Origin of the sequence: Halomonas sp. NO4, assembly GCF_010994375.1 — a bacterium.
In the GTDB taxonomy this organism is placed as follows: Bacteria; Pseudomonadota; Gammaproteobacteria; order Pseudomonadales; family Halomonadaceae; genus Halomonas.
In genome coordinates this window covers 24,834-44,966 of record NZ_WHMA01000013.1, presented here as the reverse complement: position 1 = coordinate 44,966, position 20,133 = coordinate 24,834, and the positions used below count along the sequence as shown (strand labels likewise).

The following is a 20,133-nucleotide window of genomic DNA, read 5'->3' as shown; positions in this document are numbered from 1 at the left end:
TTCAGTCCATGACGTCCAGCAGTTCCACCTCGAAGATCAGCGTCTCGTTGGGACCGATCGGCCCCTGGCCCTGGGCGCCATAGCCCAGCTCGGCGGGAATGAAGAGCTTCCAGGTGTCGCCGACCTGCATCATGGTCAGGGCTTCCTGCCATCCTTCGATGACCTGGTTGACGCGGAAGGTGATCGGCTCGCCGCGGTCCAGCGAGCTGTCGAAGACGGTGCCATCGACCAGCGACCCTTCATAGTGCACCTCGACGGTGGAGCTGGCTTCGGGTGAGGCGCCGTCGCCGGATTCCAGAACCTCGTACTGCAGGCCGGAGTCGGTGACCTGCACGCCCTCGCGCTCGGCGTTCTCCTCGAGGAAGGCTTCGCCCTCGGCCAGGTTGCGCTCGGCCAGCTGCTGGGTCTCGGCCTGACGTGCGGCCATGGCCTCTTCCTGGAAGCGGTTCAGCGCCTCGGCCATCGCCTCGTTGCTCATGGCCAGCTCGTTGCCCTCGATGACATCGCGGATGGCCTCGGCGAAGGCATCGACGTCCAGGTCGGTGAAGTCCTGTGCGATGCTCTGGCCGTAGGCGACGCCCAGGCTGTAGCTCAGGCGCTCTTCCTCGCTTTCCGGCGCGGCCAGGGTCAGCGGTGCCGCCATCGTCAGCGCCGCGGCGCAGGCGGTAGTCAGCAGTGTCTTCATGCAGCGTCCTTCTATGAGTCCTGGGGGAAGTATCCTGGCGGGGTACCGTGAACGGTCCCGATGACGAATATCGCGACGGCCTCGGCCAGCCGGTGGCAGGCCGAGGCGCGAAACATCGGACTCTATCAGGGGCGGCCGGGTTCCGCATCCGGTGACGGCGGCGCTCAGACCACCAGGGTCGGGCAGTGGGCCGAGCCGGCCACGCGCTGCGCCACGCTGCCGAGCAGCAGGCTCTTCTCGCCGTTGGTGCCCTGGGCGCCGATCACGATCAGGTCGCACTCGCGCTTGCGGGCGAAGCGCACGATGGTGCGGGAAGGGCGCCCGCCCTTGACGAAGGCGCGCAGCCGATTCGGGTCGGCGCCGAGCGCCACGGCCTCGTTCTTGGCATGCACGGCCACCTCGGTGGCGTACTCCTTGAGGGCGTCGTCGGGGATATCGAGCTTTTCCGAGCGTACCATGGAGAGCGAGGCCTCGAGCAGGCTGTGGTGCTTGAACACGCACAGAATGTAGAGCTCGGCGCCGGTCAGCATTTGCAGCCCGACGCCCTTCTGCAAGGCCTTGAGGGAGCCCTTCGAGCCATCCACTGGTACCAGAATCCGATTGAACATGGTCACCGTCTCCTCGGGTCAGTCGCGTTGCTCAGCGGAAGGCCAGGTCGCGCAGGAAGAGGGCGATCTGCGGGAACATGATCAGCAGTGCCGCCGCCAGGATCAACATGAAGACAAAGGGCGGCGTGCCCTTGATCACGTCCAGGTAGGGTCGCTTGAAGATGGCGATGGCGGTGAAGATATCGCAGCCGAAGGGCGGCGTTGCCGAGCCGATGGCCACCTGCAGGGTGATCAGGATGCCCACCAGCACCGGATCGAGCCCGGCGGCCTCCACGGCCGGGGCGAAGATCGGCGTGAGCACCAGGATCACCACGATGGGGTCGACGAACATGCAGGCGACGAAGAAGGCGATGCAGATGGCGATCAGCACCCCGGTGGGGCCGGCTTCCTGGACGCCCACGGCCGAGAGGATGGCCTGGGGGATCTGGGCGAAGGAGATGATCCACGAGAAGGCGGTCCCCACGGCCACCAGGATGAAGACCACGGCGGTGATCAGGCCGGTGGACTTGGAGATGGCGTAGATGTCGCTCATGCGCAGCGAACGGAACACCACGAACTCGAGGATGATGGCGTAGAGCACGCAGGCGGCGGCTGCCTCGGTGGGACTGAAGATACCGCCGTAGATGCCGCCGACGATGATCACCGGGAAGCCCAGCGGCCAGAGGGCGTCGCGCACCGCAAGGCCGCGAGTGCGCCAGCTCGACTTGGCCTCGGTGGGCACGTCCTTGACGATGGCGTAGGTCACGCAGTAGGTAGCGAACATCAGCAGGATCAGCAGCCCCGGCCCGATGCCGGCGATGAACAGCTCGCCGATGGAGGTGCCCGAGATGACCCCGTAGATGATCATGCCGATGCTCGGCGGGATCAAAAAGGCGATGTCGCTGGAGTTGATGATCAAGGCCAGGGTGAAGGAGTCGGAGTAGCCGGCCTTGAGCATCTTGGGGCGCAGCGGCGAGCCGATGGCCACCACCGTGGCCTGGGTCGAGCCGGAGACGGCACCGAACAGGGTGCAGGAGGCGGCGGTACTCACCGCCAACCCGCCTTTGATATGGCCGATGAAGGCCATCACCATATTGATCAAACGCTCCGCAGACTGCCCGCGCGTCATGATGTCGGCGGCGAGGATGAACATCGGCACCGCGATCAGCGAGGCGGGGCGGATGCCGGCCATCATCTGCTGGATGACGGTGTCCATCTGCCCCAGGCCGTTGAACATCATGTAGAACCCGATGACCGCCGCGGTGATCAGCGGGATCATCATCGGAAAGCCCAGCAGCAGCAGGGCGATCATCGTGGTGACCATTATTGTCGTCATGCGGTGTTCCCCCGGGCTCGCGGCCCTGCGTCAGACTTCCGTTTCCGTGTCCTTGTAGCCGTCGAGCACGCTCGTCGACAGGTAGACGTCACGCGATGTGAAGTTCTTGATGGCGGTCAGCAAGTATTGGATGCCGGTGATGAGAAAGCCCAGGGGCACCCAGACATAGATGATCCAGATTGGCACGCCCAGAGCCGGCAGCACACGCCCCCTGGCGTAGAGGTCGGCGATGAAAATGAACGAGTAGTAGAGCAGGAAGAACATCACCAGGGAGGTGAACAGGGAGATGACGATCATCAGCGCCTTGCGCCCGCCCGTCGGCAGGGCATCGTAGATGGCCGACATGCGGATGTGGCGGCCGTGGCGGGCAGCGTAACCGATGCCGGCGAAGGTGATCATGATGATCAGGATGCGGTTGAGCTCCCCGGAAAAGAAGATGCTCGTGCCGAACACGAAACGGCCGACGACATTGGCGATGGTGTTGGCGGCCATGAGCAGCACGCCCACAGCCAGGATCACCGCCTCGAGCTTGCTGATGAAGGTATCGATGGTGCCGAGAAAGCCCGGTAGCCCGGAGCGGTAGTGCTTTTCGGATTCTTCTTCGGTCATGGCTGCTCTTCCTTTCGCCGCGGGGTCGGCGTGAGCGATTGTCAGCGCCCTCGCCCTCAGCGTATCGGGCCTGGCGCTGGGGGTGGTCCAGGAGCCTCAACGGTTAGTCGACGCTGGGTCGACGTGGCCCGGTCAGCGCTGCCGTGTCAGCGCTCCCAACAAGTCGGGGGCAGCCTCTGCTGCCCCCGGATGCGGTGGCGAGAGCTCGCTCTCAGCCGTTGTCGCTGGTTACCTCTTCCAGGTCTTCCTTGAACTGATCGAGCAGCTCGGCGCCGGTCTCGTCGGTCATCTCGAGGAAGGCCTCCTCGACCTGCGGAGCGCGCTCCTTGAAGTCCTCAATCTGCTCATCGTTCAGGCGGGTCACCGTGCACTCGTCGCAGGCTTCCATGATCTTGTCGAGCGACTCCTCGGCCAGGCCCTGGATGTGCTCGATGGTGTGGTCATAGGCGGCGTCGGCGGCATTGCGCACCAACTGCTGGTCTTCCTCGGAGAGGCCGTCGAAGAAGTCCTTGTTGGCCATCATGGCGGTGGTGAACCAGCCGTGGCTGGTGAAGGTCAGGTGCGGGGAGACCTCGTAGAGGCCGCCGGACTCGATCCAGAAGATCGGGTTCTCCTGGCCGTCGATGATGCCGGTCTGCAGGCCGCCGTACACCTCGCCCCAGGGCAGCGGCGTGGGCGTGGCGCCGAACGAGCTGTAGGTCTCCGACAGCAGCGGGTTGGTCATCACCCGGATCTTCTTGTTGTCGAAGTCGGCCGGCTCGGTGATCGGCTCGTCGGCGGTGACCACCATCTCCCCTTCGGGGTACATCTTGAGCAGTTCCAGGCCGTGCTCGGCGTAGATCTCCGGGAACATCTCGTTGATGGCTTCGCTCTCGTCGAAGAACTCGAGCACGGTCTCCATGTCGGTCGGCATCAGGTAGGGAATGAAGAAGATCTGTGCCGACGGGATCAGCGCACCGGTGAAGCCGGGCGACTGGTTGACGAACTGCAGGATGCCGCTCAGGGTCTGGTCCATGATGTCTTCGGACTCGCCGAGCTCGCCGAAGCGATAGACCTGAACGCTGTGGTCGGAGTTGGCTTCGACATGCTCCTTGAAGGCGTAGGCGAACACGTCCTGCACATCACCTTCGAATTCCTCGTGCGCATAGCGCCAGTTGGCGGCATGTGCGGCACCGGTCAAGCCGAACAGCAGGGCGCCGACACTGGCAGCGGTCAACAGCTTGGTTGCCTTCATTCTTGTGTTCTCCTTTCAGGTGGGAGCCCGAAAAAACATCAATGTCTTCAGGCCGCTTTTTCAGCGTAAACGCTGGACAGGTAATTTCAGGCTAGCGTGGGCCTTAGGGGGGGTCAAGCTGGCTTTCCAGCCTTTTCAGCGCCATAAGTTGCGATTTTTTCTGCACTTGCCAACGCGCTGCCAACGTTGTTGCCAGGCCGGGAGGAGGCTCGGGGAGGGGGGACAGAGTCAGGGTGGATTCGGCCAGGCGCTGCAGGCGGGCGAGGGCCTCGCGCTCAGCGGCCAGCTCGGCGTGCTGGATCGACCGGCGCACCGCGGCGATCCCCGTATCCTCCCGGGCGTGGGCCTTGAGCTGGCGGCGCAGGGTGCGCAGGGGGCGGGTGATCTCGGCCTGCCAGCGGTAGAAGCCGGCGAGTTCGGGCGGCTCGCCGGCTAGGCGGGCGCCGTGATGGTGCAGCCAGGCGCGCCAGAGCAGCTCGCAGACGTCCACGCCGGCCTCCTCCTGCAGGCTCAGGCAGGCGGCCTCGACCCCCTCCCGGGCGTAGAGCGCCAGGGCGAACTCCCACAGCGGTTCGTGGCGCAGGCGGCTGCGCAGGGCCCGGGCCCATGCGGTAGAATCGGGACCCTCGCCGGGGCTGCGGCAGCCTGGCCGGTTGCCTCCCGTCACGGCCACACCCTCTCACGATTCGCGGAGCCTGCATGATTGCACTACGCCAGGTCACCCTGCAACGCGGCACCCAGCGCCTGCTGGAGGGCGCCGACCTGACCCTGCACGCCGGCCACAAGGCGGGCATCGTCGGCGCCAACGGCGCCGGCAAGTCGAGCCTCTTCCAACTGCTGCTCGGCGATCTGGCCCCGGATCGCGGCGAGGTGGAGATGAGCGGCGGCCAGCGCATCGCCCACATGGCCCAGGAAGTGGCCGCCCTCGACCGCGCCATCCTCGACCATGTGCTCGACGGCGACCAGGCGCTGCGTGCCACCGAGGCGGCGCTGGCCGCGGCACGTGCCTCCGGCGATGCCCACCGCGAGGCGGAGCTGCATGGCGAGATCGAGGCGCTGGACGGCTACAGCGCGAAGGCCCGCGCCGCTCAGCTGCTGGTGGGGCTGGGCTTCGTGCAGGCCGACCTCGAGCGCCCCCTGGCGGACTTCTCCGGCGGCTGGCGCATGCGGGTGGGCCTGGCGCGCACCCTCTTCATGCCCTCCGACCTGCTGCTGCTCGACGAGCCCACCAACCACCTCGACCTGGACGCCCTGCTGTGGCTCGAGCAGTGGCTCGTGCGCTACCCGGGCACGCTGCTGCTGATCTCCCACGACCGCGACTTCCTCGATGCGGTGTGCGACCACATCGTGCATTTCGACCGTCAGTCGCTCGTCCTCTACCGCGGCAACTACTCCACCTTCGAGCGGACCCGCGCCGAGAAGCTCGCCCTGCAGCAGGCCGAGGCGGCCAAGCAGCAGGCGCGGCGCGAGGAGATCGAGCAATTCGTGGCGCGCTTTCGCTACAAGGCCACCAAGGCGCGCCAGGCGCAGAGCCGGCTGAAGATGCTCGAGCGCATGGGCGACATCGCCGTAGCCCATGCCGACTCGCCTTTCCACTTCACCATCCCCTCGTCGGACAAGACCTCCCATCCGCTGCTGGTGCTGGACCAGGCGCGACTCGGCTATCGCGACGAGGCGGGGCACGAGACGACCCAGCTCGACGGCGTCAAGCTCTCCCTGCTGCCCGGCCAGCGTATCGGCCTGCTGGGGCCCAACGGCGCCGGCAAGTCGACGCTGATCAAGTCGCTCACCGGCGAGCTGCCCCTGCTGTCGGGACGGCGCGTGCCGGGCGAGCACCTGGCCATCGGCTACTTCGCCCAGCACCAGCTCGAAGGGCTCGACCTCGCCGCCACCCCCTTCCAGCACGTGCAGTACCTCTCGCCCACGGCGGCCGATCTGGATATCCGCAACTTCCTGGGCGGGTTCGGTTTCCGAGGCGATGACGTCTTCGCCAAGGTGGGCCATTTCTCGGGCGGCGAGAAGGCACGCCTGGCGCTGGCGCTGGTGGCCTGGCAGAAGCCCAACCTGCTGCTGCTCGACGAGCCCACCAACCACCTCGATCTGGAGATGCGCGAAGCGCTGACCGAGGCGCTGGCCAGCTTCGAGGGCACGGTAATCCTCGTCTCCCACGATCGCCACCTGCTGCGCGCCACCGTGGACGAGTTCTGGCGGGTGGCCGACCACCACGTCGAGCCCTTCGACGGCGACCTGGAGGACTACCGCGCCTGGCTCAAGGCGCGGCTGGAGGGCGAGCGCCGCGAGGCGCGGGCCGAGAAGAGCGAGCGCAAGGCCGAGGGCGACGCCCCCCGGGAGGATCGCAAGGCGGCGCGGCGCGCCGCCGCCGAGCTGCGCGAGCAGCTGCGCCCCCTCAAGAAGACGCGCGACCGTGCCGAAAAGGCCATGGGGAAGGTGCAGGCCGAGCTGGCCGAGGTGGAAGCCGCACTGGGCGATGCCGAGCTCTACACCGACGCCGCCCGCAAGGAAGAGCTGACCGCCACCCTGGCGCGCCAGGGCGAGCTCAAGTCGCGTCTCGACGATCTCGAGGCGGAGTGGCTGGAAGCCGAGGAGGCGTTGGAAAGCGCTGAGCGCCAGGCCGCAAGTGCCGAGCAATGAAGTGCCGGATCAGCCGCAGGATGCGTGCTGCGCGTCTGGCGCCGTCAGCTCTCCAGCAGGAAGGTCACCGGGCCGTCGTTGACCAGCTCGACCTGCATGTTGGCGGCGAACTCGCCGCTCGCCACCCGAGGCCAGGCGGCCCGGGCCCGCTCGCGCAGGTAGTGGAAGAGCCGCTCGCCCTCGGCGGGCGGGGCGGCGCTGGAGAAGCTCGGCCGCAGCCCCTTGCGGGTGTCGGCGGCCAGGGTGAACTGCGAGACCAGCAGCAGCCCGCCCTCGACCTGCTGCAGGTTCAAGTTCATCTTGTCGTCGGCATCGGCGAAGACCCGGTAGTGCAGCAGCTTGTGCAGCAGCTTGTCGGCGGCCGCCTCGTCGTCTCCCTTTTCGACGCCGATCAGGGCCAGCAGCCCCTGGTCGATACGGCCGGTCTCGCGGTCATCGACCGTCACGCTGGCCCGGCGAACGCGCTGGATCAGGGCGCGCATGGCTCTCCTCCCTCGCGGATTCCTGGCGGCCGAGGGTAGCACGTTCGACGGGGCTCCCGCGCCCGGTCACCAGGCGCGACACAGCATGATGTCGCAGTGCGGCTCGGTGAGCAGGGCCTCGGTGATGTGGCTCTGCCGGCCCAGCTGGCCGCGGCTGCCCAGGGCCAGCAGGTCGGGGGGCTGGCGGCGTAGATGGGTGAGCAGTACCTCCAGGGGGTCGCCCTGCTCGAGCACCAGTTCCACCTCGGGCACGTCGTCGAGCTCGCTCATCAGCTGGTCGGTCTCGCGCTCCAACTGGGCGCGCAGGCGCTCCACCTCGCGGTCGCGCCAGCGCGCGTAGTCGCCCTGGGAGCCCAGCTCGCGCTCGCCGGGAATGTCCCAGGCGTGCAGCAGGGTGAGGTGGGCCTCGGGAAAGCGCTTGAGGGTCTCGCGCAGGGTGTGCCGGCAGGCCAGCGAGAAGTCGACCGGCACCAGGATCTCGTCCCAGTCGCGGCTGGCCGGCTGGCTCACCGAGAGCACCGGGCAGGGTGCGCTGCGCAGCACCCGGGCGAGCGTCGTGCCCGCCACCAGGTCGGGCTGGCCTCGCTTGCGATGGCCGCCGAGCACGATCATGTCCACCTCGCGGTCGTGCGCCTCGCGAATGATCTCGGCGTAGGGCGCGCCGGCTACCGTCTGCAGCAGGGTGCGCGGCTCGGCAAAGGCGTAATCCTCACGGATGTCGGTGAGCATGGTCTGCATGTCGGCGACCACCGCATCCTCCAGGTCGTGGAGCACCCGCCTCGGCAGGTAAGGGTCGAGCACGTGGACGATATCGAGGCGCGCGCCGTGCTCGTTGGCCAGGCGAACGGCACGGGCGAAGGCGGCACGGTTCTCGGCGGAGAGGTCACAGGCGAAGAGCAGGGTCTGGGTCATGATGACTCCCTCCCATGGCAACTGATCCCGGCGGGACAGCCTTCAGCATGGGTGGGGAGTCGCTGGCCTGCAAGCTCGCCGGGTTACCACCAGGCGTGGAAGTGGTGGACCGGCCCCTGGCCTTGCCCCACATCCAGGCGGGTGCTGGCCGCCAGCGCCGCTTCCAGCCACGCCTTGGCGGCGGCCACGGCGTCGGGCGGGGCGTCGCCGTGGGCCAGGCGGGCGGCGATCGCCGAGGAGAGGGTGCAGCCGGTGCCGTGCAGGTTGGCGGTGTCCACCCGACGGCCCTCGAGCCAGGTCGCCTCAGTGGCGGTGATCAGCAGGTCGGGGCACTCGCCGCCGGGCAGGTGGCCGCCCTTGAGCAGGGTCGCTCCGGCCCCCAGGTCGCGCAGCGCCGGCACCAGGGCTTCCATCGCCGCGCGATCGCGTGGCGCCGGACGCTCGAGCAGCACGGCGGCTTCCGGCAGGTTGGGGGTGATCAGGTCGGAGAGTGGCACCAGGTGCTCGCGCACCGCGGCGATGCCGGCGTCGTCGACCAGCACGTCGCCACTCTTGGCTACCATCACCGGGTCCAGCACGATCCAGCGTGGCCGGCGACGTTCCAGCGCCGCACGGATCGTCTCGGCGACCTCGCGGCTGGCGACCATGCCGATCTTCACGGCGTCGATGGCCACGTCGTCGAGCAGCGTCTCGAGCTGGCGCTCGATGAAGGCGGCAGGCACCGGGTGCACGCCGGTGACGCCGCGGGTGTTCTGGGCGGTCAGGGCGGTGATCACGCTGGTAGCATAGGTGCCCAGCGCCGAGAAGGCCTTGAGGTCGGCCTGGATGCCGGCGCCACCACTGGGATCGGAGCCGGCGATGGTCAGGGTATTGGGAATGGATCGAGGTTGTGTCATGGCGTCATGGTATCGCAAGGTGCCGTCGATGGGTGAGTGTCACCCGTGCTGAGTCTGTTCATGGTGGCCTTGCTCAGCGCCACCCTGCTGCCGGGCGGCTCCGAGGTATGGCTCGCCCGATTGTGGTGCCTGGGCGAGCCCATGGGCATGCTGTGGGCGATGGCCACGGCCGGCAATACCTTGGGCAGCTTGGTCAACGTCGCCCTGGGACGCTACGCGCGGCGCTTCCAGGACCGGCGCTGGTTTCCCGCCTCGCCGGCCGGCCTGGCGCGGGCCGAGCGCTGGTACCGGCGCTTCGGCGAGTGGAGCCTGCTGGCGTCCTGGGCGCCGGTGGTGGGCGACCCGCTCACCGTGCTGGCCGGGGTGCTGCGCCTGCCCTGGTGGCGGGCCATCCTGCTGATCGCCCTGGCCAAGGGCGCGCGCTACGCGGTGGTGCTCTCTCTGGCCCAGGCGTGGCTGGCTCCGCTGTGTTGAGGCGCTGGCCCGCTGCGGTGGGGCTTCCAGGGCCACTCTGACAAACGCCGTCGCTTCACCTATGCTCAAGGGCAACCGTCTCCATCGGGATATCAGGGAACGCTTGCCAAAGCGGCCCGGTCCAGCCGAGGGGTTGTCAGCCCCGAGGCGGGTCGCTCTGCCAACGAGGAGGGGCATGAACCAGACCGCCAGCGTCGTGATTGCCGAACATTGGGCCGTGGGGCTCTTCGTCCTTGCCGTGCTGCTCCTCTGCATGTTCGCAGCCGGTATCGCCAGCCTGCTGGGGGGACGCAGTTGGGGGCCGGCCAAGACCCAGCCCTTCGAGTCCGGGGTGGTCGGCGCCGGCAGCGTCCGTCAACGCTTTTCCGTCAAGTTCTACCTGGTCGCGATGCTGTTCGTGATCTTCGATATCGAGGCCGTCTATCTGTTCGGCTGGGCCGCTGCGGTGCGCGAGGTCGGCTGGCCCGGGCTGTGGGGGGCGGCGCTATTCAGCTTCATCCTGCTCGCCGGCCTGGTCTATGACAGCAGTGTCGGCGCCCTGGACTGGGCGCCCCGCCGCCGATCACTCGACCGCCGGTCCTGACGCGCTGGTGCCAGGAAAGCGGGGATGCCGGCCAGCCGGCCACGACCCGGCGGGTCGTCCACCGCCAATCCATTCAGGGCCTGATATCCCGGCGCCCCAGGCGAAGCAGGAGTCTTGTGTCCGTGCTGGAGGAGCCGCATGCAGTATACCCTGACGCGTGCCGACGACAGCGTGGCGAGCGATGCCCGCTACCCCTTGGGCGAGCGCCGCCGCGTCGAGGCACCCGCCCGGCAGCAGCTCGAGCGCAACATCTTCACCGGCAAGCTCGACGACGTCCTCAACAGCGTCGTCAACTGGGGGCGCAAGAACTCCCTGTGGCCCTACAACTTCGGCCTGTCGTGCTGCTACGTGGAGATGACCACGGCGTTCACCGCCCCCCACGATATCGGCCGCTTCGGTTCGGAGGTGATCCGCGCCTCGCCGCGCCAGGCGGACTTCATGGTCATCGCCGGTACCGTGTTCATCAAGATGGCGCCGGTGATCCAGCAGCTCTACGACCAGATGCTCGAGCCCAAGTGGGTGATCTCGATGGGCTCGTGCGCCAACTCGGGGGGCATGTACGACATCTACTCGGTGGTGCAGGGGGTCGACAAGTTCCTGCCGGTGGACGTCTACGTGCCGGGCTGCCCGCCACGGCCGGAGGCCTTCCTAGAGGGGCTTCAGCTGCTGCAGGACTCGATTCAGGCGGAGCGCCGGCCACTGTCGTGGGTGGTCGGCGACCAGGGGGTCTACCGCGCCGAGCTGCCCTCGCGCCGCGAGACGCTGCGCGAGCGGCGCATCCACGCCACGGAACTGCGCTCCCCGGACGGCGTGTGACTCGGCAGAGATCGCGTCGGTCAGCCGGAAGTGACAGCGGAGGCGAACGATGAGTCAGGCCATACCCTCGAAGGTGGCGTCCCGTGAGGATCGGGCGGACGACCCCGTCGTCGTCGCGCTCCGGCAGCGCCTGGGGCGCCGGGCGATTCGCGAGCAGGCCACCCTGACCGGCATGCCGGTGGTGTGGGTCTCGCGCGAGGTGCTGCGCGAGGCGCTTGCCCTGCTGCGCGACATGCCCGAGCCCTTCGAGATGCTGTTCGACCTCTCGGCGGTCGACGAGCGCCTGCGCGCGCGGCGCGAGGGACTGCCCGAGGCGGATTTCACCGTCTTCTACCACCTGCTCTCGGTGTCGCGGAATCGCGATGTCATGCTCAAGGTGGCGCTGGCCGAGACGGATCTGGCGCTGCCCAGCGTGGTCTCGCTCTACCCCAATGCCGACTGGTACGAGCGCGAGGTGTGGGACATGTTCGGCATCGTCTTTCGCGGCCACCCGCACCTGACGCGCCTGCTGATGCCGCCCACCTGGCAGGGGCACCCGCTGCGCAAGGATTACCCGGCCCGGGCCACCGAGTTCGACCCCTATACCCTGACCGTGGAGGGCCAGCAGCAGGAGCAGCGGGCCCTGCAGTTCGACCCCGAGGCGTGGGGCATGCAGCGCGAGAGCGAGGACACCGACTTCATGTTCCTCAACCTCGGCCCCAACCACCCCTCGGCGCACGGCGCCTTTCGCATCGTGCTGCAGCTCGACGGCGAGGTGATCGTCGACTGCGTGCCGGATATCGGTTACCACCATCGCGGCGCCGAGAAGATGGCCGAGCGGCAGTCGTGGCACAGCTACATCCCCTATACCGATCGCGTCGACTACACCGGCGGGGTGGTGAACAACCTGCCCTACGTGCTGGCCGCGGAGAGGCTGGCCGGCATCACGGTGCCGGAGCGGGTCAAGGTCATCCGCGTGATGCTCACCGAGCTGTTTCGCGTCAACAGCCACCTGCTCTACCTCGGCACCTACCTGCAGGACCTGGGGGCGATGACCCCGGTGTTCTACACCTTCACCGACCGCCAGAAGGCTTACGAGGTGATCGAGGCGATCACCGGCTTTCGCATGCACCCGTCGTGGTTTCGCATCGGCGGCGTGGCCCAAGACCTGCCGCGGGGCTGGGACCGGCTGATGCGCGACTTCCTCGCCTGGATGCCGCCGCGCCTGCGCGAGTACGAGCGGGCGATGATGGACAACGCCATCGTGCGCCAGCGCACTCGCCACATCGCCGCCCATACCACGCAGGAAGCGCTCGCCTGGGGTGTGACCGGCCCCAATCTGCGCGCCACCGGCCTGGACTTCGACCTGCGCAAGTGGCGCCCCTATTCCGGCTACGAGCAGTTCGACTTCGAGGTGCCGGTGGGCGCCAACGGCGACATCTACGATCGCGGCTGGCTGCGCATCGAGGAGATGCGCCAAAGCCTGCGCATCATCGGGCAGTGCGTCGACCACATGCCCGCCGGCGACTACAAGGCGGATCATCCGCTGACCACCCCGCCGCCCCGCGAGCGCATGCTCGAGCACATCGAGACCCTGATCACCCACTTCCTGCAGGTCTCCTGGGGGCCGGTGCTCGAGGCCAACGAGTCGCTGGCGATGGTCGAGGCGACCAAGGGTATCAACGGCTACTACCTGACCAGCGACGGCAGCACCATGAGCTACCGCACGCGCATCCGCGCCCCCAGCTTTCCGCACCTGCAGCAGATTCCCGCGGTGATCCGGGGGGCGATGGTCTCGGACCTGATCGCCCACCTGGGCAGTCTCGACTTCGTCATGGCCGATGTGGACCGCTGACCCATGAGAGAGCCCGTGAGAGAGCACCTTCAATCCCTGGCAAGCGACGGCGACGGCTTCGTGCTTGACCCCGACGACCGCCGCGCCATCGAGCAGGAACGCCACCACTACGAGCAGCCCCAGGCGGCGTGCATCGAGGCGCTGAAGATCGTCCAGCGCCGCCACGGTTGGGTGCCGGACGGGGCGATCGTGGCCATCGCCGAGACCCTGGGCATCGGGCCTGCCGCGGTGGAGGGCGTGGCGACCTTCTACAGCCTGATCTTCCGCCAGCCGGTGGGGCGCCACGTGATCCTGGTCTGCGACAGCAGCGCCTGCTTTCTCACCGGTTACGACACCCTGCGCCAGGCGCTGGCCCGCGAGCTGGGCCTCGACCTCGGCGAGACCTCCGCCGACGGGCGTTTCACGCTGCTGCCGGTGTGCTGCCTGGGGGCGTGCGATGGCGCCCCGGCGCTGATGATCGATGACGACACCTACGGTCCCGTGGCCCCCGAGGACCTGGCCGAGCTGCTGGAGGCCTACCCATGACCGCCACGCGCTACCGCAGTCGGCTGCATCAGGCGGCCCCCGAGCGTCGCCTCGAGACGCACCCCCTGACCTGGTGGCTCCACGACGACGGCCGGCGGGTCGACCTCGACGACTATGTCGCCAAGGATGGCTACGGCGTGGTGCGCCAGGTGCTCGGCCGCGAGGCGCCCGACGACGTGACCGAGACCCTCAAGGCGGCCAACATCCGCGGCCGTGGCGGCGGCGGTTTCTCGGCGGGCGTCAAGTGGAGCCTGACGCTCAAGGGCGAGGGGATGCCGCGCGGCTACTTGGTGTGCAACGCCGACGAGATGGAGCCCGGCACCTTCAAGGATCGGCTGCTGCTCGAACAGGTGCCGCACCTGCTGCTCGAGGGCATGATTCTCGGTGGCTACGCCAATGCCTCCTGCTACGGCTATATCTTCCTGCGCGGCGAATACGTCGCCGCCGCCCGGGCACTGGATCAAGCCATCGAGGAGGCGCGGGCCGCCGGCTGGCTGGGCCGCGACATCGCCGGCAGCGGCTACGACTTCGACATTGCCCTGCACACCGGCGCCGGACGCTACATCTGCGGCGAGGAGACCGCGCTGATCAACTCCCTGGAGGGCCAGCGCGCCAACCCGCGGGCCAAGCCGCCGTTTCCCGGCCAGTCCGGTGCCTGGGGCAAGCCCACCGTGGTTAACAACGTCGAGACGCTGTGCAACGTGCCGGCGGCGCTGCGCTTCGGCGCCGACTGGTACCAGGGGCTCTCCGGCGAGCGCAGTGGCGACGGCGGCACCAAGCTCTACGGCGTCTCGGGTCGGGTGCGCCGTCCCGGGCTGTGGGAGCTGCCCATGGGCACCCCGGCGGGGGAGCTGCTCGACCGTGCCGGCGGGCTGCGCGACGGCCGCGCGCTCAAGGCCTGGCTGCCCGGCGGCGGCAGCACCGGCTTTCTGCTCCAGGAGCACCTCGACCTGGCGCTGGACTTCGACACCCTCGGCGAGGCCGGCAGTCGCCTGGGCACCGGCCTGCTCACCCTGGTGGCCGAGGATCAGAGCCTGGTCGCGCTGGTGCGCAACCTGGAGGAATTCTTCGCCCGCGAATCCTGCGGCTGGTGCACGCCGTGTCGCGACGGCCTGCCCTGGGCGGCGGAGCTGCTGCGGTCGCTGGAGCGCGGGGAGGGGCAGCCGGGCGACATCGAACGGCTCGAGGCGCTGGCCGCGGATCAGGGGCCCGGCAAGACCTTCTGCGCCCACGCCCCGGGCGCGGCGATGCCGCTGGCCTCGGCGATCCACTACTTCCGCGATGAGTTCGAGCGCGGCATCGCCGGTGCAAGCGAGGAGGTGGGTTGATGGCGACGATAGAAGTGGACGGTCGACGATACACGGTGGATGAGCGGGACAACCTGCTCCAGGCCTGTCTGACGCTGGGCCTGGACCTGCCCTATTTCTGCTGGCACCCGGCCATGGGCAGCGTGGGTGCGTGTCGCCAGTGCGCGGTCACGCAGTACCGCGACGCCGACGACACCCAGGGGGCGTTGGTCATGGCCTGCATGACGCCGGCCGCCGACGGCACCCGGATCTCGATCGCCGACGACCAGGCCCGCGCGTTCCGCGCCAACGTCATCGAATGGCTGATGATCCACCATCCCCACGACTGCCCGGTGTGCGAGGAGGGCGGCCACTGCCACCTGCAGGACATGACGGTGATGACCGGCCATCACCGGCGCCGCTACCGCTTCGCCAAGCGCACCCACCGCAACCAGTATCTGGGGCCCTTCATTGGCCACGAGATGAACCGCTGCATCACCTGCTACCGCTGCGTGCGCTTCTATCGCGACTACACCGGCGGCGACGACCTCGGCGCCTTCGGGGCGGGCGACAATATCTACTTCGGTCGCCATCGCGAGGGAACGCTGGCGAGCCCCTTTGCCGGCAACCTGACCGAGGTCTGCCCCACCGGGGTGTTCACCGACCGCACCCACGCCGAGCGCTATACCCGCAAGTGGGACCTGCAGTTCGCCCCCAGCATCTGCCACCAGTGTGCGGTGGGCTGCAACACCAGCCCCGGCGAGCGCTATGGCGAGATCCGGCGCATCGAGAACCGCTACCATGGCGAGGTCAATCGCTTCTTCCTGTGCGATCGCGGGCGCTTCGGCCATGGCTACGTCAACCGCGACGACCGCCCGCGCCGCCCCGAATGGCGCGAGAGGGCGGGGAAGGCGCGCGTCCTGGAGGTCGACGAGGCCTTGGAGCGCGGTGGCGAGGCGCTGAGCCGGGCCCGGCGGGTGATCGGCATCGGTTCGCCGCGGGCGAGCCTCGAGAGCAACCACCAGCTGTGCGAGCTGGTCGGCGAGGCCAACTTCTCCACCGGCATTGCCGAGCGCGAGCAGGCCTGCCTGGCGCGAATGCAGCGACTCAACCGCGACGCCGGCCTGCCCACCCCGACCCTGCGCGACATCGAGGCGCACGACGCCGTGCTGGTGCTCGGCGAGGACCTGATCGAAAGCGCCGCGCGGCTGGGGCTGGCAGTACGCCAGGCGGTGCTGGGGCGTCGCGAGGCCCTGGCCGCGGAGCGCGACATTCCCGCCTGGAACGCCGAGGCGGTGATGACCCTGGCCCAGGACGCCCGCCATCCGATGTTCATCGCCTACCCCACGGCCACCGAGCTGGATGCCCTCGCCGAGCAGTGCCTGCACCGCGCCCCCGACGACATCGCCCGCCTGGGCTTCGCGGTGGCCCACGCCATCGACCCGGCGGCGCCCGCCGTGGAAGGGCTCGATGAAGCCACCAAGGCGCTGGCCGAACGCATCGCCGAGGCGCTGCTGGCGGCGCAGCGGCCGCTGGTGATCAGCGGCGGCTCGCTGGAGTCGCCGGCGCTCCTCGAGGCCGCCGGCAACGTCGCCCGGGCCCTGGCGGGCTGGGAGCGCCGCGGCGGCCTGACGCTGGTGCGCCGCGAGGCCAACAGCACCGGCGTGGCACTGCTCGGCGGCCGCCCCCTGGAGTGGGCGCTGGACGCGCTCGGCGGCGGGGAGGCCGATGCCGTGGTGGTGCTGGAGAACGACCTCTACCAGCGCCTGCCGGGCGAGCGCGTCGCGCGGGCTCTGGCCGCCGCCGGCACGGTGATCGCCCTCGACCATCAGCGCACCGCGACCTGGGAGGCGGCTCGCCTGGGCCTGCCGGCCGCCAGCTTCGCCGAGTCGGACGGCACCCTGGTCAGTCTCGAGGGGCGCGCCCAGCGCTTCTATGCGGTGTACGAGCCGCGCTATCTGCGCCCCGAGACGCGCCTTCATCCGAGCTGGCGCTGGTTGCAGGCGTTGCAGGCGAGCCGGGAGCGCCGCGCGGTGCCCGACGTCACCCTGGATGCGCTCACGCGGGCCTGCGCGCGGCGCCACCCGGCATTGGCCGGCATCGTCGAGGCGTCCCCGGGAGCCGAGACGCGGGTCTGCGGGCTCAAGCTGGCCCGCCAGCCGCCCCGCTACAGCGGGCGCACGGCCCTGCGGGCCGATCTCGATGTCAGCGAGCCGCCGCCCCCGCCGGACCCCGACACCCCCTTCACCTTCTCCATGGAGGGGTACGCGGGTTTCGACCGGCCGCATCGGGAGGTGCCCTTCGCCTGGGCCCCGGGCTGGAACTCGCCCCAGGCCTGGAACAAGTTCACCGACGAGGTGGGCGGCCACCTGCGCGGCGGGGACCCCGGCGCCCGACTGCTGGCGCCGGCGGCGGGCCTCGGTGGCCACGTCGACGCGATACCGCCGTCCTTCACGCCCGAGGCCGGCGAGTGGCGCCTCGTGGTGCTGCCGCGCCTGTTCGGTGGCGAGGAAACCTCGTCGCGGGCCGCGGCGATTCAAGCCCGGTCGCCAATCCCGGCACTGCGCCTGGCGCCGGCGGATGCCCGGCGGCTCGATGCCGCGGCGGGCGACAGGCTGGTCGTCGAGACCGCGCTGGCGCGCATCACGCTGGCGCTGCACTTCGACGCTACGCTGCCCGACGGTCTTGCGGGGGTGCCCGCCGGCCTCGCGCCGGGGCTGATGACGGGAGACGCGGCTCGGGTGACCCTGGCGCCCCGGGATGAGGGGGGTGCGCCATGAGCGTGCCTAGCGAGAGCGTCGCGGCCGTGCTCATCGCCATGGCGCAGGCGCTGGCGATCCTCGTCGGTGTGCTGCTGCTGGCGGCGGTGATGACGGTGGTCGAGCGCCGCCTGCTGGCGCTGTGGCAGGATCGCCTTGGGCCCAACCGCGTCGGCCCCGCGGGCTCGCTGCAGCTGGTCGCCGACATGATCAAGGTCCTGTTCAAGGAGGACTGGATCCCGCCCTTTGCCGACCGCGCGCTCTTCGTGCTGGCGCCGGTCATCGCCATGGCCTCGCTGCTGCTATCGTTCCTGATCATCCCCTGGACCCCGACCTGGGGCGTGGCGGACTGGCACATCGGGCTGCTGTTCTTCTTCGCCATGGCCGGCATCAACGTCTACGCCGTGCTGCTGGGGGGCTGGTCGAGCGGCAACAAGTACGCGCTGCTCGGCGCCATGCGCGCCACCGCCCAGACCCTCTCCTACGAGGTGTTCATGGGGCTGTCGCTGATGGGGGTGGTGGCGCTGGCCGGCTCGTTCAATCTGCGCGACATCGTCGCCGCCCAGCAGGGGCTGTGGTTCATCGTCCCGCAGTTCCTGGGGTTCTGCACCTTCCTGATCGCCGGGGTGGCGGTGACCCACCGCCACCCTTTCGACCAGCCCGAGGCCGAGCAGGAACTGGCCGACGGTTACCACATCGAGTACTCGGGCATGAAGTTCGGCATGTTCTACGTCGGCGAGTACCTCGGCATGGTGCTGGTCTCGGCGTTGATCGTGACGCTGTTCTTCGGCGGCTGGCGTGGCCCCTGGCTGCCGCCCTTCGTGTGGTTCGCGCTCAAGACCGCGGCGCTGCTGGTGCTCTTCGTGTTGCTGCGTGCCGCGCTGCCGCGCCCGCGCTTCGACCGCATGATGAGCTTCGGCTGGCGGGTCTGCCTGCCGCTGACGCTGATCAACCTGCTGCTGACCGGCGTCGCCATCCTGTGGCTGTCGCCGGCTGGCCCCTGAACGAGGAGGCACGAGATGCTGACATCGCTGATTGCCGGAACCTGGTCGCAACTGCGCACCCTGGGCATGGTGTTCCGTCACGCCTTTCGTCGGCGCGAGACGGTCAGCTATCCCGAGGAGGCGGTCTACCTGCCGCCGCGCTTCCGCGGGCGCATCGTCCTGACCCGCGACCCGGATGGCGAGGAGCGCTGCGTGGCCTGCAACCTCTGTGCGGTGGCCTGCCCGGTGGACTGCATCGCCCTCGAGAAGGGCGAGGCGGAGGACGGCCGCTGGTACCCCGCCACCTTCCGCATCAACTTCTCGCGCTGCATCTACTGTGGCATGTGCGAGGAGGCGTGCCCGACCTCGGCGATCCAGCTCACCCCCGACTTCGAGATGAGCGAGTACCGTCGCCAGGACATGGTCTACGAGAAGGCGGACCTGCAGATCGACGGCCCCGGCAAGGACCACGACTACCATTTCTACAAGGTGGCGGGGCTCGCCATCGCCGGCAAGGACAAGGGCGAGGCGCAGGACGAGCGGCCGCCGCGCGATGTCAGGACGCTGCTGCCCTAGCTTCGCCGCACCCGCCCAAGCCGACACACGGAGGTCGTGTATGGAACTGGCATTCTACCTGAGTGGCCTGGTCGCGGTGCTGGCCACGCTGCGGGTCATCACCAGCACCAACCCCATCCATGCGCTGCTCTACCTGATCGTCTCGCTGCTCGCCGTGGCCATGGTGTTCTTCGTGCTCGGCGCGCCCTTCGCCGGGGCGCTGGAGATCATCCTCTATGCCGGGGCGATCATGGTGCTGTTCGTGTTCGTGGTGATGATGCTCAATCTCAACGCGGCGGTGACCGCCCAGGAGCGCGCCTGGCTGGTGCCGCGAACCTGGGCGGGGCCGTCGGCGCTTGCAGCACTGCTGCTGGTGGTGCTGCTCGCGATGCTGTGGCACGGCGATCTCGGCCGGGTGATCGAGGGCGAGACGTTGACCGCCAAGGCCGTGGGCCGGGTGCTGTTCGGCCCCTGGCTGGTGGTGGTCGAACTGGTGGCGATGCTGCTGCTGGCGGCCCTGGTCACCGCCTCGCACGTGGGTCGCTCGGTGTCGCGGGACGCGGACAGCGGGAGGGACGGCACATGAATGGCGTTCCCATGGCGCATGGCCTGGTGCTGGCGGCCGTGCTGTTCGCGCTGGGCCTGGCCGGGCTGATGTTCCGGCGCAACATGGTGTTCATGCTGCTCAGCCTGGAGGTCATGCTCAATGCCGCGGGGCTGGCGTTCATCGTCGCCGGCACGGCCTGGGGCCAAGCCGAAGGCCAGGCGATGTTCCTGCTGGTGATCACCTTGGCGGCGGCGGAGGCGAGCGTGGGGCTGGCGCTGCTCAACCAGCTCTATCGCCGCTTCAAGACGCTGGATATCGACACGGCCAGCGGCATGCGCGGCTAGGCTTTGCCTGAAAAGGGCTGCGCTCGGCCATACG

Annotated in this window: 21 protein-coding genes; 12 read left to right on the top strand and 9 right to left on the bottom strand. The window is 68.9% G+C overall.

The features are described from left to right. Nucleotide 1 precedes the first annotated feature (1 nt). From FEF15_RS11085 to FEF15_RS11060, 6 genes are all read right to left on the bottom strand, one after another. Nucleotides 2-685 carry an FKBP-type peptidyl-prolyl cis-trans isomerase gene (locus FEF15_RS11085; RefSeq protein WP_163559226.1) on the bottom strand — a complete coding sequence of 228 codons (684 nt, stop codon included), beginning with the start codon at nucleotides 683-685 and terminating at the stop codon, nucleotides 2-4. A 164-nt stretch (nucleotides 686-849) separates the two neighbouring features. Further along, nucleotides 850-1,293, bottom strand: coding sequence for a universal stress protein (locus FEF15_RS11080; RefSeq protein ID WP_163559225.1), 444 nt, complete (start codon nucleotides 1,291-1,293; stop codon nucleotides 850-852). A gap of 31 nt (nucleotides 1,294-1,324) precedes the next feature. Then, entirely contained in the window at nucleotides 1,325-2,608 is a 1,284-nt protein-coding gene (locus tag FEF15_RS11075) for a TRAP transporter large permease (RefSeq protein ID WP_163559224.1), read from the bottom strand. Nucleotides 2,609-2,638: 30 nt separating this feature from the next. Beyond that, entirely contained in the window at nucleotides 2,639-3,217 is a 579-nt protein-coding gene (locus FEF15_RS11070) for a TRAP transporter small permease (protein ID WP_163559223.1), read from the bottom strand. Between the two features lie 211 nt (nucleotides 3,218-3,428). After that, entirely contained in the window at nucleotides 3,429-4,451 is a 1,023-nt protein-coding gene (gene dctP / locus FEF15_RS11065; RefSeq protein WP_163559222.1) for a TRAP transporter substrate-binding protein DctP, read from the bottom strand. Between the two features lie 103 nt (nucleotides 4,452-4,554). Next, the gene (locus FEF15_RS11060) at nucleotides 4,555-5,118 is read right to left on the bottom strand and encodes a TIGR02444 family protein (protein WP_163559221.1); all 564 of its coding nucleotides are present in this window, start codon (nucleotides 5,116-5,118) and stop codon (nucleotides 4,555-4,557) included. Nucleotides 5,119-5,150: 32 nt separating this feature from the next. Here FEF15_RS11060 and FEF15_RS11055 point away from each other — a divergent pair, with 32 nt between their 5' ends. Further along, the gene (locus FEF15_RS11055) at nucleotides 5,151-7,103 is read left to right on the top strand and encodes an ATP-binding cassette domain-containing protein (RefSeq protein ID WP_163559220.1); all 1,953 of its coding nucleotides are present in this window, start codon (nucleotides 5,151-5,153) and stop codon (nucleotides 7,101-7,103) included. Nucleotides 7,104-7,147: 44 nt separating this feature from the next. Here FEF15_RS11055 and dtd read toward each other — a convergent pair whose 3' ends face one another. The 3 genes from dtd to thiD all read right to left on the bottom strand — a co-directional run bounded on the left by dtd (nucleotide 7,148) and on the right by thiD (nucleotide 9,393). Beyond that, nucleotides 7,148-7,585, bottom strand: coding sequence for a D-aminoacyl-tRNA deacylase (gene dtd / locus FEF15_RS11050; RefSeq protein ID WP_163559219.1), 438 nt, complete (start codon nucleotides 7,583-7,585; stop codon nucleotides 7,148-7,150). 66 nt (nucleotides 7,586-7,651) lie between these two features. After that, nucleotides 7,652-8,497 (bottom strand): universal stress protein, encoded by an 846-nt coding sequence (locus FEF15_RS11045; protein ID WP_163559218.1) that lies wholly within the window; start codon nucleotides 8,495-8,497, stop codon nucleotides 7,652-7,654. Between the two features lie 83 nt (nucleotides 8,498-8,580). Beyond that, a complete protein-coding gene (thiD, locus tag FEF15_RS11040) occupies nucleotides 8,581-9,393 on the bottom strand; it encodes a bifunctional hydroxymethylpyrimidine kinase/phosphomethylpyrimidine kinase (protein WP_163559217.1) in 813 nt (270 codons plus the stop codon). 45 nt (nucleotides 9,394-9,438) lie between these two features. Between thiD and FEF15_RS11035 the strand changes: the two genes are divergently transcribed. The 11 genes from FEF15_RS11035 (at nucleotide 9,439) to nuoK (ending at nucleotide 20,099) form a co-directional block, all read left to right on the top strand. Then, on the top strand, nucleotides 9,439-9,867 hold the full coding sequence (locus tag FEF15_RS11035; protein WP_163559216.1) for a YqaA family protein: 429 nt from the start codon (nucleotides 9,439-9,441) through the stop codon (nucleotides 9,865-9,867). Between the two features lie 175 nt (nucleotides 9,868-10,042). Further along, a complete protein-coding gene (ndhC, locus tag FEF15_RS11030; RefSeq protein WP_163559215.1) occupies nucleotides 10,043-10,450 on the top strand; it encodes an NADH-quinone oxidoreductase subunit A in 408 nt (135 codons plus the stop codon). A gap of 138 nt (nucleotides 10,451-10,588) precedes the next feature. Beyond that, nucleotides 10,589-11,266 carry an NADH-quinone oxidoreductase subunit B gene (locus FEF15_RS11025; protein WP_163559214.1) on the top strand — a complete coding sequence of 226 codons (678 nt, stop codon included), beginning with the start codon at nucleotides 10,589-10,591 and terminating at the stop codon, nucleotides 11,264-11,266. Between the two features lie 49 nt (nucleotides 11,267-11,315). Then, nucleotides 11,316-13,100 carry an NADH-quinone oxidoreductase subunit C/D gene (gene nuoC, locus FEF15_RS11020; RefSeq protein ID WP_163559213.1) on the top strand — a complete coding sequence of 595 codons (1,785 nt, stop codon included), beginning with the start codon at nucleotides 11,316-11,318 and terminating at the stop codon, nucleotides 13,098-13,100. Between the two features lie 15 nt (nucleotides 13,101-13,115). Next, nucleotides 13,116-13,625, top strand: a complete 510-nt coding sequence (gene nuoE / locus FEF15_RS11015; protein WP_346427859.1) for an NADH-quinone oxidoreductase subunit NuoE — start codon at nucleotides 13,116-13,118, stop codon at nucleotides 13,623-13,625. After that, nucleotides 13,622-14,953 carry an NADH-quinone oxidoreductase subunit NuoF gene (nuoF, locus tag FEF15_RS11010; RefSeq protein ID WP_163559211.1) on the top strand — a complete coding sequence of 444 codons (1,332 nt, stop codon included), beginning with the start codon at nucleotides 13,622-13,624 and terminating at the stop codon, nucleotides 14,951-14,953. Before nuoE ends, nuoF begins: the two co-directional genes overlap by 4 nt. Next, on the top strand, nucleotides 14,953-17,691 hold the full coding sequence (nuoG, locus tag FEF15_RS11005; RefSeq protein WP_163559210.1) for an NADH-quinone oxidoreductase subunit NuoG: 2,739 nt from the start codon (nucleotides 14,953-14,955) through the stop codon (nucleotides 17,689-17,691). Before nuoF ends, nuoG begins: the two co-directional genes overlap by 1 nt. Further along, nucleotides 17,688-18,674, top strand: coding sequence for an NADH-quinone oxidoreductase subunit NuoH (gene nuoH, locus FEF15_RS11000; protein ID WP_163559209.1), 987 nt, complete (start codon nucleotides 17,688-17,690; stop codon nucleotides 18,672-18,674). The genes nuoG and nuoH overlap by 4 nt, the downstream gene beginning before the upstream one ends. Nucleotides 18,675-18,689: 15 nt before the next feature. Then, nucleotides 18,690-19,229, top strand: a complete 540-nt coding sequence (gene nuoI / locus FEF15_RS10995) for an NADH-quinone oxidoreductase subunit NuoI (protein ID WP_163559208.1) — start codon at nucleotides 18,690-18,692, stop codon at nucleotides 19,227-19,229. 40 nt (nucleotides 19,230-19,269) lie between these two features. Next, the gene (gene nuoJ / locus FEF15_RS10990; protein WP_163559207.1) at nucleotides 19,270-19,794 is read left to right on the top strand and encodes an NADH-quinone oxidoreductase subunit J; all 525 of its coding nucleotides are present in this window, start codon (nucleotides 19,270-19,272) and stop codon (nucleotides 19,792-19,794) included. Further along, the gene (gene nuoK / locus FEF15_RS10985; protein ID WP_163559206.1) at nucleotides 19,791-20,099 is read left to right on the top strand and encodes an NADH-quinone oxidoreductase subunit NuoK; all 309 of its coding nucleotides are present in this window, start codon (nucleotides 19,791-19,793) and stop codon (nucleotides 20,097-20,099) included. Before nuoJ ends, nuoK begins: the two co-directional genes overlap by 4 nt. Nucleotides 20,100-20,133 lie beyond the last annotated feature (34 nt).

Coding starts and splice junctions, on each gene's coding strand:
- FEF15_RS11070 (WP_163559223.1), bottom strand. CDS start 3,217: ATGACCGAAGAAGAATCCGAAAAGCACTACCGCTCCGGGCTACCGGGC.
- FEF15_RS11055 (WP_163559220.1), top strand. CDS start 5,151: ATGATTGCACTACGCCAGGTCACCCTGCAACGCGGCACCCAGCGCCTG.
- nuoJ (WP_163559207.1), top strand. CDS start 19,270: ATGGAACTGGCATTCTACCTGAGTGGCCTGGTCGCGGTGCTGGCCACG.
- nuoG (WP_163559210.1), top strand. CDS start 14,953: ATGGCGACGATAGAAGTGGACGGTCGACGATACACGGTGGATGAGCGG.
- dctP (WP_163559222.1), bottom strand. CDS start 4,451: ATGAAGGCAACCAAGCTGTTGACCGCTGCCAGTGTCGGCGCCCTGCTG.
- nuoH (WP_163559209.1), top strand. CDS start 17,688: ATGAGCGTGCCTAGCGAGAGCGTCGCGGCCGTGCTCATCGCCATGGCG.
- FEF15_RS11025 (WP_163559214.1), top strand. CDS start 10,589: ATGCAGTATACCCTGACGCGTGCCGACGACAGCGTGGCGAGCGATGCC.
- FEF15_RS11075 (WP_163559224.1), bottom strand. CDS start 2,608: ATGACGACAATAATGGTCACCACGATGATCGCCCTGCTGCTGCTGGGC.
- FEF15_RS11045 (WP_163559218.1), bottom strand. CDS start 8,497: ATGACCCAGACCCTGCTCTTCGCCTGTGACCTCTCCGCCGAGAACCGT.
- nuoK (WP_163559206.1), top strand. CDS start 19,791: ATGAATGGCGTTCCCATGGCGCATGGCCTGGTGCTGGCGGCCGTGCTG.
- nuoI (WP_163559208.1), top strand. CDS start 18,690: ATGCTGACATCGCTGATTGCCGGAACCTGGTCGCAACTGCGCACCCTG.
- nuoF (WP_163559211.1), top strand. CDS start 13,622: ATGACCGCCACGCGCTACCGCAGTCGGCTGCATCAGGCGGCCCCCGAG.
- FEF15_RS11085 (WP_163559226.1), bottom strand. CDS start 685: ATGAAGACACTGCTGACTACCGCCTGCGCCGCGGCGCTGACGATGGCG.
- FEF15_RS11080 (WP_163559225.1), bottom strand. CDS start 1,293: ATGTTCAATCGGATTCTGGTACCAGTGGATGGCTCGAAGGGCTCCCTC.
- thiD (WP_163559217.1), bottom strand. CDS start 9,393: ATGACACAACCTCGATCCATTCCCAATACCCTGACCATCGCCGGCTCC.
- ndhC (WP_163559215.1), top strand. CDS start 10,043: ATGAACCAGACCGCCAGCGTCGTGATTGCCGAACATTGGGCCGTGGGG.
- dtd (WP_163559219.1), bottom strand. CDS start 7,585: ATGCGCGCCCTGATCCAGCGCGTTCGCCGGGCCAGCGTGACGGTCGAT.
- nuoC (WP_163559213.1), top strand. CDS start 11,316: ATGAGTCAGGCCATACCCTCGAAGGTGGCGTCCCGTGAGGATCGGGCG.